Source organism: Pseudomonas sp. VE 267-6A (assembly GCF_024126555.1).
GTDB classification, from domain to species: Bacteria; Pseudomonadota; Gammaproteobacteria; order Pseudomonadales; family Pseudomonadaceae; genus Aquipseudomonas; species Aquipseudomonas palmensis.
Genome location: NZ_JAMYBY010000001.1, coordinates 26,855 through 40,340, shown reverse-complemented (window position 1 = coordinate 40,340; position 13,486 = coordinate 26,855). Strand labels below are relative to the sequence as shown.

Annotated in this window: 12 protein-coding genes; 3 read left to right on the top strand and 9 right to left on the bottom strand. The window is 63.0% G+C overall.

The window, feature by feature from the left end; genetic code table 11:
• Positions 1-43 precede the first annotated feature (43 nt).
• From NJH59_RS00200 to NJH59_RS00165, 8 genes are all read right to left on the bottom strand, one after another.
• The gene (locus NJH59_RS00200; RefSeq protein WP_043863751.1) at positions 44-1,966 is read right to left on the bottom strand and encodes a PrkA family serine protein kinase; all 1,923 of its coding nucleotides are present in this window, start codon (positions 1,964-1,966) and stop codon (positions 44-46) included.
• A 281-nt stretch (positions 1,967-2,247) separates the two neighbouring features.
• Complete coding sequence (gene glpE, locus NJH59_RS00195; protein ID WP_043863752.1) at positions 2,248-2,577, bottom strand: thiosulfate sulfurtransferase GlpE; 330 nt, start codon at positions 2,575-2,577, stop codon at positions 2,248-2,250.
• Positions 2,578-2,588: 11 nt separating this feature from the next.
• Positions 2,589-3,464 (bottom strand): symmetrical bis(5'-nucleosyl)-tetraphosphatase, encoded by an 876-nt coding sequence (locus NJH59_RS00190; RefSeq protein ID WP_116052338.1) that lies wholly within the window; start codon positions 3,462-3,464, stop codon positions 2,589-2,591.
• Positions 3,464-3,844, bottom strand: coding sequence for a Co2+/Mg2+ efflux protein ApaG (apaG, locus tag NJH59_RS00185; RefSeq protein ID WP_043863754.1), 381 nt, complete (start codon positions 3,842-3,844; stop codon positions 3,464-3,466). The genes NJH59_RS00190 and apaG overlap by 1 nt, the downstream gene beginning before the upstream one ends.
• 105 nt (positions 3,845-3,949) lie before the next feature.
• Positions 3,950-4,750, bottom strand: coding sequence for a 16S rRNA (adenine(1518)-N(6)/adenine(1519)-N(6))-dimethyltransferase RsmA (gene rsmA, locus NJH59_RS00180; protein WP_253086206.1), 801 nt, complete (start codon positions 4,748-4,750; stop codon positions 3,950-3,952).
• The gene (gene pdxA / locus NJH59_RS00175) at positions 4,747-5,736 is read right to left on the bottom strand and encodes a 4-hydroxythreonine-4-phosphate dehydrogenase PdxA (protein ID WP_253086205.1); all 990 of its coding nucleotides are present in this window, start codon (positions 5,734-5,736) and stop codon (positions 4,747-4,749) included. The genes rsmA and pdxA overlap by 4 nt, the downstream gene beginning before the upstream one ends.
• Complete coding sequence (locus tag NJH59_RS00170) at positions 5,733-7,049, bottom strand: peptidylprolyl isomerase (protein WP_043863757.1); 1,317 nt, start codon at positions 7,047-7,049, stop codon at positions 5,733-5,735. The genes pdxA and NJH59_RS00170 overlap by 4 nt, the downstream gene beginning before the upstream one ends.
• Positions 7,030-9,834, bottom strand: coding sequence for an LPS-assembly protein LptD (locus tag NJH59_RS00165; protein WP_253086204.1), 2,805 nt, complete (start codon positions 9,832-9,834; stop codon positions 7,030-7,032). The genes NJH59_RS00170 and NJH59_RS00165 overlap by 20 nt, the downstream gene beginning before the upstream one ends.
• A gap of 130 nt (positions 9,835-9,964) precedes the next feature.
• Here NJH59_RS00165 and NJH59_RS00160 point away from each other — a divergent pair, with 130 nt between their 5' ends.
• From NJH59_RS00160 to NJH59_RS00150, 3 genes are read left to right on the top strand one after another with little or no spacing between them, the layout of a single operon-like run.
• Positions 9,965-10,990 carry a phosphotransferase gene (locus NJH59_RS00160; protein ID WP_253086203.1) on the top strand — a complete coding sequence of 342 codons (1,026 nt, stop codon included), beginning with the start codon at positions 9,965-9,967 and terminating at the stop codon, positions 10,988-10,990.
• Positions 10,987-11,658 carry an N-acetylmuramate alpha-1-phosphate uridylyltransferase MurU gene (gene murU / locus NJH59_RS00155; RefSeq protein ID WP_043863760.1) on the top strand — a complete coding sequence of 224 codons (672 nt, stop codon included), beginning with the start codon at positions 10,987-10,989 and terminating at the stop codon, positions 11,656-11,658. The genes NJH59_RS00160 and murU overlap by 4 nt, the downstream gene beginning before the upstream one ends.
• A 1-nt stretch (position 11,659) precedes the next feature.
• The gene (locus NJH59_RS00150) at positions 11,660-12,424 is read left to right on the top strand and encodes a TerB family tellurite resistance protein (protein WP_043863761.1); all 765 of its coding nucleotides are present in this window, start codon (positions 11,660-11,662) and stop codon (positions 12,422-12,424) included.
• Here the strand turns inward: NJH59_RS00150 and NJH59_RS00145 are convergent.
• The gene (locus NJH59_RS00145) at positions 12,421-13,425 is read right to left on the bottom strand and encodes an alpha/beta hydrolase family protein (RefSeq protein WP_253086202.1); all 1,005 of its coding nucleotides are present in this window, start codon (positions 13,423-13,425) and stop codon (positions 12,421-12,423) included. The genes NJH59_RS00150 and NJH59_RS00145 overlap by 4 nt on opposite strands.
• Positions 13,426-13,486: the final 61 nt, after the last annotated feature.

Below are 13,486 nucleotides of genomic sequence, written 5' to 3'. Positions count from 1 at the left end.
GCGCGTACTCCGGGCTTGCCGCTGACAGCCTGACGCTTGCCGCTTATTGCGATTTCCTGACCCGCAGGTACCATTCCGAGAGCAGCCGGACCTGTTTGTCCGTGTAGCCGCGTTCGACCATTCGCGTAACGAAGTCGTTGTGCTTCTGCTGGTCCTCCTTGCTCGCCTTGGCGTTGAAGCTGATGACCGGCAGCAGGTCTTCGGTGTTGGAGAACATTTTCTTCTCGATCACCACCCGCAGTTTTTCGTAGCTCAGCCAGGTCGGGTTCTTGCCGTTGTTGTTGGCCCGGGCGCGCAGCACGAAGTTGACGATCTCGTTGCGGAAATCCTTCGGATTGCTGATGCCAGCCGGTTTCTCGATCTTCTCCAGCTCCTCGTTGAGGGCGATGCGGTTGAGGATCTCGCCGGTTTCGGGGTCGCGGTACTCCTGGTCCTGAATCCAGAAGTCGGCGTACAGCACATAACGGTCGAAGATGTTCTGCCCGTATTCGCTGTAGGACTCCAGGTAGGCGGTCTGGATTTCCTTGCCGATGAACTCGATGTAGCGCGGTGCCAGGTATTCCTTGAGGTAGCGCAGGTAGCGCTCGCGCACCTCGGCCGGGAACTGTTCCTGTTCGATCTGCTGCTCCAGCACGTACAGCAGGTGCACCGGGTTGGCCGCGATTTCATGGGGGTCGAAGTTGAACACCTTGGACAGGATCTTGAAGGCGAAGCGGGTCGACAGACCGTTCATGCCTTCGTCGACACCGGCCGAGTCGCGGTACTCCTGGATCGACTTGGCCTTCGGATCGGTGTCCTTGAGGTTCTCGCCGTCATACACGCGCATCTTGGAGTAGATGTTCGAGTTCTCCGGCTCCTTGAGGCGCGACAGCACCGTGAACTGGGCCAGCATCTTCAGGGTGTCGGGTGCGCAGTGGGCCTTGGCCAGGGAGCTGTTGAACAGCAGCTTGTCGTAGATCTTGATCTCGTCGCTCACGCGCAGGCAGTACGGCACCTTGACGATGTAGATCCGGTCGATGAACGCCTCGTTGTTCTTGTTGTTGCGAAAGCTGTGCCATTCCGATTCGTTGGAGTGGGCCAGCAGAATCCCGGAGTAGGGGATGGCGCCGAGGCCCTCGGTGCTGTTGTAGTTGCCCTCCTGGGTGGCGGTGAGCAGCGGGTGCAGGACCTTGATTGGTGCCTTGAACATCTCGACGAATTCCATCAGGCCCTGGTTTGCCCGGCACAGTGCGCCCGAATAGCTGTAGGCGTCGGCGTCGTTCTGCGGGAATTCCTCGAGCTTGCGGATATCGACCTTGCCCACCAGCGCCGAGATGTCCTGGTTGTTCTCGTCGCCCGGCTCGGTCTTGGCCACGGCGATCTGGTTGAGGATCGAGGGGTAGAGCTTGACCACCTTGAACTGGCTGATGTCGCCGCCGAACTCGGCCAGGCGCTTGGTCGCCCAGGGCGACATGATGGTGTTCAGGTAGCGGCGCGGGATGCCGAAGTCCTCTTCGAGGATGGCGCCGTCCTCGGTGGCGTTGAACAGCCCCAGCGGGGACTCGAACACCGGCGAGCCCTTGATGGCGTAGAAGGGCACCTTTTCCATCAGTTGCTTGAGTTTTTCAGCCAGGGACGACTTGCCGCCACCCACCGGGCCGAGCAGGTAGAGGATCTGTTTCTTTTCCTCCAGGCCCTGTGCGGCATGGCGGAAGTAGGAAACGATCTGGTCGATGCATTCTTCCATCCCATGGAAGTCTTCGAAGGCGGGGTAGCGCCGGATCACCTTGTTGGAGAAGATCCGCGACAGCCGCGAATTGTTCGACGTGTCGACCAGTTCCGGCTCACCAATAGCCATCAACAGGCGTTCGGCCGCCGACGCATAGGCACTACGGTCCTGCTTGCAGAGCTCAAGATACTCCTGCAGCGAGAGCTCTTCCTGACGGGTGGACTCGAAACGTTGTTGGAAGTGGCTAAAAATACTCATGACGTCACCTCGCTCGATACGTGGAGCCGACGTCGGATCGATCAGTTGATGCTGGCATGCAGACGGCACTGCCGCCTGCTGTATACCCCCCAGAACACCCTTGGAACCTTACCGATGACCCGCACGCCGGTGTACCGGCTCTCCCCTTTTTGGATGGCCTGGGCTTAAGGATAGTTGGTAATCGGCGAGGTCAAGGGCGGTTGGGCGATTAGTTCGCCACGACCGTTCGTCTGGTCTGGCGCGAGCCCGCGCAGGGCGCGGGCTGCAGGCCAACAAAAAAATTATTCGGCAGAGCCCTGGGCGGTTTCTGCCGGGAAGGTGGCGCGCCACAGCTCGAAGCCGCCGTCGAGGCTGTAGACGTCGGAAAAACCCTGGCTGACCAGATACGCGGCCGCGCTCTGGCTGGAGTTGCCGTGGTAGCAGACCACCACGGTGGGGGCGTCGAGGTCGGCGCCGCGGATGAAATCGGCGACCGACTGGTTGTCCAGGTGGCGGGCGCCGGTGATGTGGCCGTTGGCAAAGGTGGGCTGGTCGCGGATATCGACCACCACGGCGCCTTGCGCACGCAGCGCCTGAGCCTGCTCTGGAGGGATACGTTTGAATTCGCTCATGGGCGGGTCCTTCAGGATTGATCGGCTATTCTAGCCGGTTGCACGGGGCTGGCCAGCGGGCGTACGGTGCCTTCTTCGGTGCACTCGCAGCGGTGGTACTGGCCGGTATCGACATTGAACAGGGTCATCGCACCGCCCCACACACAGCCGGTATCCAGTGCGTACACGCCTGGCTCGGTGCAGCGGCCCTCGAGGGCTGCCCAGTGTCCAAAGATGATCTTCACGTGACGCGAGCGACGGCCCTTGTGGGCGAACCACGGTTTGTAGCCGGGTGGGGCGGTGTCGGCGCCTTCCTTGCCCTTGAGGTCCAGTTTGCCCTCGGCGGTGCAGAAGCGCATGCGGGTGAAATAATTGGTGATGACCCGCAGGCGTTCGACCCCGCCCAGGTTCTTGTTCCACTTGTTCGGCTCGTTGCCGTACATGCCGTCCAGATAGAGCTTGAGCCGATTGTCATCGCGTAGCACTTCTTCGACCTCGCCAGCCAGCTCCAGCGCCTTGCCCAGGGTCCACTGCGGTGGAATGCCGGCATGCACCATCGCCACGCCGCGCTGCTCGTCGTAATGCAGCAGCTTTTGCCGGCGCAGCCAGTCGAGCAGTTCGTCGGCATCCGGGGCATCGAGAATCTCGCGCAGGGTGTCGCTTTTCTTCAGGCGCTCGATGTTGTGCCAGGCGGCCAGCAGGTGCAGGTCGTGGTTGCCCAGCACGCACACCAGCGAGTCGCGCATGGCGTACAGATAGCGCAGGGTTTCCAGCGACTCGGGGCCGCGGTTGACCAGGTCGCCGACCAGCCACAGGCGGTCGACCGACGGGTTGAAGTTCACCCGCTCGAGCAGGCATTTGAGCGGTTGCAGGCAGCCCTGGAGATCGCCGACGGCATACACCGCCATCAGTGCAGCGACCCGGGTACGGCCAGGCGGAACGCCTTGATCGGGGCCTCGAAACGGATGCCATCCTCGGCGAACATCTGATAGCTGCCTTCCATGGTGCCCACCTGGGTGCTGAGCACGGCACCACTGCTGTAGGTGTGGCTCTGGCCAGGCTCGATCAGCGGCTGCTGACCGATCACCCCGGCGCCCTTGACCTCTTCCACCTGGCCATCGCCATTGGTGATGAGCCAGTGACGCGACATCAGCTTGGCCGCCACCGAACCGTTGTTGTGCACGGTAATGGTGTAGGCAAAGGCAAAGCGGTCGTTTTCGGGATCGGAATGTTCTTTGAGGAAGCGGGTGACGACGTCGACGTCGACCTGATAGCGGGGATCGGACATTCAAGAGGGCCTTGGCAACAGACGCGAATACGGCAATGGCATCAGTCTAGGCTATCGGCGGGGTTGCCGGCCAGTCATGCGGGCATGACCGGCCGTTATCAGGTGTTACTGCGGCTGTTCGGCCAGCTTGTCGGCCAGGCGCACGAAGGCGGCCAGGTCCAGTTGCTCGGGGCGCAGGCTGCCATCGACACCGGCGGCGGCGATCTCGTCGCTGCTGAGCAGGGCCTTCAAGGTGTTGCGCAGTGTCTTGCGGCGCTGGTTGAACGCTTCGCGCACGATGCGCTCGAGCAGGCGATGATCCTTTGCCGGGTGTGGCAGGGTGGTGTGGGGTACCAGGCGCACGATGGCCGAATCGACCTTGGGCGGTGGGTTGAACGCCCCCGGGCCGACGTTGAACAGGTGTTCCACGCGGCAGTGGTACTGCACCATGATCGACAGGCGGCCCCAGTCGCCACCGCCCGGGCCGGCGGCCAGGCGCTCGACCACTTCCTTCTGCAGCATGAAGTGCATGTCGCGGATCAGTCCAGCGTTGGCCAGCAGGTGAAAGATCAGTGGGGTGGAGATGTTGTACGGCAGGTTGCCGACCACCCGCAGGCTGCGCGGCGCGGCGCCCAGGCTGGTGAAGTCGAACTTGAGCGCATCGCCCTGGTGCAGGCGGAAGTTGTCACGGCCGGCGAACTGCTGGTTGAGGATCGGTACCAGGTCCTTGTCCAGTTCCACCACATCCAGCTGGCCGCCGCTGTTGAGCAGGCCCTGGGTCAGGGCGCCCTGGCCCGGACCGATTTCCAGCAGGCGCTCACCTGCCTTGGCGCTGATCGAGCGCAGGATGCGGTCGATGACGCCGGCGTCGTGCAGAAAGTTCTGGCCGAAGCGCTTGCGCGCCTTGTGTTGGTATTGCTCGGTCATAAATGGGTCTCGGCCATCTGGTAGGCGGTTTCCAGTGCTACCTGCAGGCTGCCGGTGTCGATCCTGCCGGTGCCGGCAAGGTCCAGGGCAGTGCCGTGGTCCACCGATGTGCGAATGATCGGCAGGCCCAGGGTAACGTTCAAGGCGGCGCCGAAGCCCTTGTACTTGAGCACCGGCAGGCCCTGGTCGTGGTACATCGCCAGCACTGCGTCGCAGTGCTCCAGATATTTGGGGGTAAACAGGGTGTCGGCAGGCAACGGGCCGCGCAGGTCCATGCCTTCGCTGCGCAGGCGCGCCAATATCGGTTCGATGATGTCTATTTCTTCGCTGCCCAGGTGGCCGCCTTCACCCGCATGCGGGTTGAGCCCGCACACCAGGATGCGTGGCTGGGCGATGCCGAACTTGCTCTGCAGGTCGGCATGCAGGATCCGCGTGACCCGCTCCAGGCGTTCGGCGGTGATGGCGTCGGCCACTGCGCGCAGCGGCAGGTGCGTGGTCACCAGGGCCACGCGCAGCCCGCGGGTGGCAAGCATCATCACCACTTGCGCAGTGTGGGTCAGCTCGGCGAGGAATTCGGTATGCCCGGAAAACGCAATGCCGCTTTCGTTGATCACGCCCTTGTGCACGGGCGCGGTGATCATCCCGGCAAAGTGCCCGTCAAGGCAGCCCTGGCCCGCACGGGTCAGGGTTTGCAGTACGAAGGCGGCGTTGCGTTTGTCCAGCTGCCCGGCGACTACCCGGCTTGCCAGCGGCGTGTCCCACACGTACAGGCTGCCCGCAGGGGCAGGCGCATCCGGGAAGGCGTCGGGGCTGACAGGCAGCAGCGTGACGGCCACGCCCAGTTGCGCGGCCCGCTCGACGAGCAGGTCACGACTGGTAATGGCGATCAGGGGGTGGGGCTGGGCATGCTCGGCGAGCAGCAGGCACAGGTCTGGTCCTATGCCGGCCGGCTCGCCGGGTGTCAGGGCGAAGCGCTGGTGTTTCACTGGGCTGCCTGGTCGGCGCCAGGAAGCTTGATTTCAACATAGGCTTCGTCGCGGATCTGACGCAGCCAGCTTTGCAGCTCTTCGTCGTACTTGCGGTTGCGCAGCACGTTCATGGCTTGCTGTTCGCGTGCCTGTTCGGTGCTGTCGGTGGAGCGACGACCCAGGACTTCCAGTACGTGCCAGCCGTATTGGGTCTGGAACGGCTTGGACAGCTGACCCTGAGGGGTGCTGGCCATGACTTCGCGGAACTCGGGTACCAGTGCGTTCGGATCGACCCAGTTGAGGTCGCCGCCATTGAGTGCCGAACCCGGATCTTCGGAGAAGCTCTTCGCCAGCTCGGCGAAATCTTCGCCGGCGCTGATGCGTTCATAGAGCTTTTCCGCCAGTTGCTGGGTGGCGGCTTCGCTGCGCACTTCGCTTGGCTTGATCAGGATGTGGCGAACATGCACTTCGTCGCGCAGCTGTGTCTGGCCGCCGCGCTTTTCCTGCAGCTTCAGGATGATGAAGCCACCCGGTGTGCGTACAGGCTCGGTGACGTCACCCACAGCCATGGTGCTGAGCAGGCGATCGAAAGGAGGTGGCAGCTGGGCGGCCTTGCGCCAGCCCATCTCGCCACCTTCCAGTGCGTTCTCGCTGGCCGAACGGGCAGTCGCCAGCTGGGCGAAGTCGGCGCCTTGCTTGAGCTGCTGGTAGATCGCGGCCGCTTGCTGGCCAGCCGCCTGGATAGCCGCCGAGTTGGCGCTTTCCGGGGTCGGGATCAGGATGTTGGCCAGGCGGAACTCTTCGGACAACTGCATCTTGCCCAGGTCCGAGGCGAGGAAGTTCTTCACTTCCTGTTCCGAAACCTGGATGCGTTCGGCTACCCGGCGCTGGCGCACGCGGCTGATGATCATCTCGCGACGGACCTGCTCGCGGGCGTCATCGAACGACAGGCCGTCATGGGCCAGGGCCGCACGGAACTGGCTCATGTTCATGCCGTTGCGCTGGGCAATGGTGTCCATGGCCTGGTTGAGTTCTTCGTCGGTGATGCGGATGCCGGAGCGATCGCCAATCTGCAGTTGCAGGTTTTCCACGATCAGGCGCTCCAGCACCTGCTGGTCGAGCACGCCGGGCGGAGGTGTGGCGCCGCCGCGCTTGGCGATGGTCTGTTCGACCTCGCGCACGCGCTGGTCCAGCTGGCTTTGCATGACCACGTCGTTATCGACGATGGCCACCACCTTGTCCAGGGTCTGCACCGCGGCGTGCGCGGTGCTGCTCAGTAATACAGCGCCCAGCATCAGCGGGCGCAGACAATCAATAAGCTTGGTCTTCACGTGCACGGTAACCTTGAATGCCTTCGTCGAGGAAAGTTTCGACCTTTTTACCCACTACACCACCGAGGCCTTTCAGCACGATCTGCAGGAAGATCCCATGGTCGCCTTTTTCGTTGGAGGGTGCGTCCTGGCTGAACTCGTCGTAGTCGACCCAGTAACGGTTGATCAGGCGCAGCTTCCAGCAGCAGTTGTCATATTCGAAACCGCCCATGGCTTCCAGGGTGCGGTTGCGGTTGTAGTCGTGCTGCCAGCGGGCGATTGCGGTCCACTGCGGAACGATCGGCCACATGACGGAGAAGTCATGCTGCTGGATCTTGTAGTAGTCCTTGACGTAGCCCGGTTGGCCTGGGGTGCCGTAGTCGCCACCACCCACCTGCCAGCGGCCGGTGCTCTGGTCGTAGCGAACCACGTCGTTGCGATAGCGATAACCCAGGTTGACGATCTTGTTGACGTTGTCTTCCGGCTGGTAGTGGAACATTGCGCTGCCGGAGCGCGTGCTGCGGCTGTCCGGGTCCCAGTTGAAATCGGAATTCACGCGCCAGTCTCGGTTGAAGCGGAACTGGTACTCAAGTGCATAGGGCGAGACATCGGATTGCGAGTCGTTGCGTGTGCGGTAATCGATGCGCGGCAACTGAACCTTGCGATCCTTGAAGTAAAGCGCCTGGCCAACGCTCAAACGTTGACGTTCGAAGCCGTTGTCTTCGATCCAGCGGTTGGTCACACCCAGCGACAGCTTGTTCTCGTCACCGATGCGGTCAGAGCCACTGAAGCGGTTTTCGCGGAACAGGGACGCATAGCTGAACGTCGATTCGCCGGTGTCGAAAACCGGGATGTCCGTCTGGTCCTTGTACGGGACGTACAGGTAGAACAGGCGCGGTTCCAGCGTCTGGCGGTAGTCCTTTCCGAACCACTGCGTGTCGCGGTCAAAGTAAAGGCCACTGTCGACGCTGAAAATGGGCACGCTGCGGTCTTGTGAGCTGTTGAAGGATTCCCTGGTGGGTGAGTTTAAGTTCGCCGGCGTTAACAGGTAATCCTTGCCTTGGCGGTCTAGGTCCAGCTCATAGTTGGTGTAGACATACTTCAGCGATGGCTTGACGAAACCATACGATGCGTTTAACGGCAGGCTCATCGAGGGAGCAATATTGATCCGGTCGCCGTTGGCACGAGCCAAGCCCGAAACACGGGTGTCATACCAAGGTGCGGAAATACCGTCTTTATCTACGAAGCTACCTTTGCGCAAGTCGCGATCGAATCGAACGAATTCGGTGTTGTAGGTAAAGTCCAGCCCACCAGGGTTATAGGGCAGTTTCCCGTTGAACGTAACCTGCGGCAGGCGGCCATACGGCGTGATCTTGCTGATGGTTGCCAACTGGTAATCTTGTACGTTCAGGCGCGCTCTGTAGTTATCGCCGCGGTAGGTCAGCGCACCTTGTTGGTTGAGGTAGTCACGGCTTTCGACACCGATCTGATCCGATTCCAGATCCTGGAAATAGTACGGATCACTGATCTTGGTGTAATCGACTTCGGTCATCAGGCGCTCGTCCAGGCCACCCTTGTGCTGCCAGTTGATCATCCAGCGCTTTTCTTTGTAGTCGGACTGGCGCTTGCGCTCGTCCTCCTCGTCATTCAGCCACGCACCACCGAACTGCCCTTCGCTGGACTTGGTCAGGTAGCGGAACTCGCCTTCCATCAACAGGCCGCGCTTGGCCATGTAGCGTGGATACAAGGTGGCGTCGTAGTTCGGTGCCAGGTTGAAGTAGTACGGCGTGACCAGCATGAAGCCGGTGTCACTGCTGGTACTGAACGATGGCGGCAGGAAGCCGGACTGGCGACGGTCATCGATCGGGAAGTAGATGTACGGGGTGTAGAACACCGGTACATCCTTGACCCGCAGGGTGACGTTGGTCGCGGTACCGAAGCCGGTGGCCGGGTTCAGTGTGATGTTGTTGCCCTTGAGCTGCCAGGCGTTGCTGTTCGGCTCGCAGGTGGTGTAGGTACCGTCCTTGAGGCGAATGATCGCGTTTTCGGCACGCTTGGCGTACAGCGCGTTACCGCGGATACGCGACTTGTGCATCACGTACTCGGCGTTGTCGACCTTGGCTTCACCGGTGTCGAGCTGGATGTCGGCGTGATCGCCAACCACCAGCGAACCGTTGTCGCGGATCTTGACGTTGCCGCTCAGTTCGCCACGGTTCTCGGCCTGATACAGATTGGCCTCGTCGGCCTCGACCTGCATGCTGCCCTGGCGCATCACCACGTCACCGGCGAGGGTGGCGATCTGCTGCTCCTGCTGGTAGCGCGATACCTTGGCACCGATGAAGGTCGGCGACTCGTCCTTGGGCGTGGTGTCATCCATGCCCGGACGGGTTGGCTCGATGTAGGCCCCGGAGCAATACGGGCCGGCTTCGGCGAGCTGGGCAGGGGTCAGCTGATCGCGTGGTACCCAGTCCAGATGGCTGTAGTCGGCGCTGCGTGCCTTCAGGCCGCGCCCCTTGGTTTCGGTGACGAGTGCTGGGCCCTTGCCCGCCGCTTCGGCACTGCCGTCGGCGCTCTGGGCAGCCGTTTCGCCGGCCGAGCTGACCGCCGCACCGTCATGCACAGGGCGTGGTGGCAGGTTCGCGGTGCTGGTCTTGGGCTTGCAGTCCCAACCTCCGGCAGCGGAAACTTGGCAGTCGAACTGCTCGGCAGCCACCACGTACGACGTGGCCAGGGGTTGCATCGCCAGCAGACCGCCGGTGACGAGCAACGGGAATTTTTTACGAAACGCGGGGGATTTCAATGCCATCTTATTAGTCCGGGCTTCCTGCGTGCCATCTGCCCGCGTGTGGGGCCGCACGCCTCTCGATGGTCTGAAAAAGATGCTGGATAATAAAGCATGACCCGCTTGACGGCTAGGGCCGTCGGAGACCCATGTAATGCCCGAACATGATGTACGCCTGCAACACCTGAATGTATGGCTGGCCGAACAGCTGGCAAATCTTTTCCATAAACAGGGCTGGGGTCCGGTTCCAGCGGGCTGCCTGACCGCTGCCAGCAGCGACGCGAGCTTTCGCCGCTACTTCCGCTGGGCCGCCGAAGGACGCAGTTTTATTGTGATGGATGCCCCGCCGCCGCAGGAAAACTGCCGGCCTTTTGTGGAAATTGCTCATTTATTGGCCAGCGCCGGGGTCAATGTGCCGCAAATTCACGCTCAGGATCTCGAGCGCGGCTTCCTGCTGCTGAGTGATCTGGGCAACCACACCTACCTCGATGTGATCACCAGCGACAACGCCGATGGCCTGTTCGACGATGCCATCCAGGCGCTGCTGGCCTTCCAGCAACTGCCGATGCAGGCGCCGTTGCCCAGTTATGACGTGGCCCTGCTGCGCCGCGAGCTGGAGCTGTTCCCAGAGTGGTACGTGGGCCGTGAACTGGGCCTGCAGATGAATAATGAGCAGCAGGCGGCCTGGCAACGCATCAGCAGCCTGCTGATCGACAGCGCCCTGGCCCAGCCCAAGGTGCTGGTGCACCGTGACTACATGCCGCGCAACCTGATGCAGAGTGTGCCCAATCCGGGCGTGCTGGATTTCCAGGATGCGGTGTACGGCCCGGTGACCTACGACATCACCTGTCTGTTCAAGGACGCCTTCCTCAGTTGGCCGCAGGCACGGGTAGAGGGCTGGCTCAAGGACTACTGGCAGCGGGCGCAGGCTCTGGGCGTACCGGTGCAGGCCGATTTCGAGGACTTCCAGCGTGCCAGCGACCTGATGGGCGTGCAGCGCCACCTCAAGGTGATCGGCATCTTCGCGCGCATCTGCCACCGTGACGGCAAGCCGCGCTACCTGGCCGATGTGCCGCGGTTCTTTGCTTATATAGATGAAGTGATCGCCCGCCGCCCTGAGCTGGCCGAGCTGGATGAACTGATCGACAGCCTGCAGGCCGCAGGCGGGGCGCGCGCATGAAGGCGATGATTCTGGCCGCAGGCAAGGGCGAGCGCATGCGCCCGCTGACCCTGCATACACCCAAGCCACTGGTGCCGGTAGCCGGCGTGCCGTTGATCGAGTATCACCTGCGCGCCCTGGCGAGGGCGGGCTTCACCGAGGTGGTGATCAATCATGCCTGGCTGGGGCAGCAGATCGAAGAGCACCTGGGCGATGGCGCGCAACTGGGCCTGAGCATCCGCTATTCCGCCGAAGGCGAACCACTGGAAACCGGTGGCGGGATCTACAAGGCGCTGCCGCTGCTTGGCGACGCGCCTTTTGCGCTGATCAACGGCGACATCTGGACCGAGTACGACTTCAGCCGCCTGCCTGCGTCGCTGTCCGGGCTGGCGCACCTGGTGCTGGTGGACAACCCGGGCCATCACGGCAAAGGTGATTTCCGCCTGCAGGCCGGGCAGGTCAAGGATGCCGACGCGGTTTCGCCGACCTTGACCTACAGCGGGATCGCCGTGCTGCACCCGGAACTGTTCGACGGTTGCCAGGCCGGCGCCTTCAAGCTGGCACCGCTGTTTCGCCAGGCGATGGCCAAGGGCCTGGTCAGTGGAGAGCATTTCACTGGCCAGTGGGTGGATGTCGGTACCCTTGAACGCCTTGCCGAAGTCGAGCGCCTGCTCGCCGAGCGCCGCTGACATGTTGTGGCCGAGCACAGTGATTGGTGCCGGAGCGGGTTTTGCCATCGCCAGCATTCCAGGGGCGTTGCTGGGGGCATTGCTCGGTCAGGCGATGGACCGCCGTCTGCAACTGCACAGTTGGGCGCACCTGCGCGAGCGTCTGGGCGGGCGCGCGGTGCTGCGCGACGACGAAGTGCTGTTCGTGCTGCTTGGGCGCCTGGCCAAGAGTGAAGGGCGGGTGGTCGACGGACATATCCAGCAGGCGCGTCAGGAAATGCAGCGCCTGGAGATGAGCGAACCGGCACGTCTGCGCGCGATTGCCGCATTCAACCGGGGCAAGAGCGGCAGCGAGCGCCTGCATCCGCACCTGCGTCGCCTCAAGCAGCAACCCCATGCTGCCGAAGGCTTGCTGCGTGCCTGCTGGCGCATGGTCTGGGCCGATGGCCGGGTAGGGCGTCACGAGCGCGAACTGCTGATGCAGTGGGGGCAGCAGCTGGGCTGGTCGACGACCCGGGTGCAGGCATTGGCCAGCGACTACGAGCCGCACCGGGCGGCCCTGGGCAATCAGGGCATCAGCTATCCCGAGGCCCTGCGCTTGCTGGGGGTGTTACCCGAGACCGAGCCTGTACAGGTCAAGCAGGCCTACCGGCGCCTGCTCAGCCGGCATCATCCGGACAAACTGGTGGGTAGCGGCGCGAGCCCGGCGCAGGTGCGCGACGCCACCGAGCGTACCCGGGACCTGCATCAGGCCTACGCGGTGGTACGCAAGCGGCGCGGCTTCTAGTCGACCGCTTGCGGGCTCAGCCAGCCGCGAATGCGGCGGAACAGTTGCTCCTGCTCGGCAGCCTGGTTGCCGGGCATGGCCGTCAGGGCGACCTGGTGGTAGCTGCTGTCCTTGAGTCGCTTGCTGGCCTGCAGGCGGTTCACGGCCGCCTGCCTGGCGCCGGCCTGGTTGGCATAGTAGAAGTCGGCGGTCGGCAGCTTGAGCGTGGCGGCCAGGCTGTCGAGGCTGTGTTCGACGCGGGCCGGGTTCTGCGCAGCGACCATCACCAGCTTTTGCACCTGCGGCGGTTGCCGTTCGCTGATGTAACGGGCTGACCAGTAGGCACCGCTGCCGCTGCCCAGCAGCACCACGCTGCGTGCGTTCTGCTGCTGTGCGTAGGCGACGGCGGCATCCAGGCGGGCGAAGATACGCTCGGCGTCGGCCTTTTCACTGGCCGCCGGATCGGTACTGGCGGGCGCTTCGGCGCTTTCGCTGTTTTCGGTTTCTGCTGCGGTGGCCTGGGCGATGTTGGCATTGGCATCGGCCGGCGTGGCCTTGGCCGGTGCGCCCTTCACGTCCTTGTCCGGTTGCGGGGGCGGTGCCGGGGTTTCCTTGCGGGCCACCGGGCTCTCGGCCAGCAGATCCGGCAGGCTCAGGCTCAGACTGGCCCACTTTGCATCGGGGAACTTGCGCCGCAGGGGGCCGACGGTGCGTGGCCAGTCGGCGCTCTCGCCGGCACCCGGGACGATGATCACCACGCCTTCGGGTGCCGGGGTGTTGGCAGGTTTCCACAGGGCCAGGAAGCTGTCGCTGCCGGCCTGCAGGGTTTGCTGCTCATCCTTGGGCACTTGCCGCTCCAGGGCCTGGGCGTCTTCCTGGCTGCGCTCGGGCAGCGCCTCGCGCGTGGCCGGCGCGGCATCGGCGTCGGCGGCCGGCGTTTCCTGCGCCAGAACTTGTGCGGTACAAGGTAGTATCAAGGACAGGCATAGCGCCGAAAGCGCCGTGCGTTTGAGTACGAACATTGATCGATCCAGGCCAGAGTGATACCGGCAGCCTAATGGTATTTGTCGACGACGGCCATGT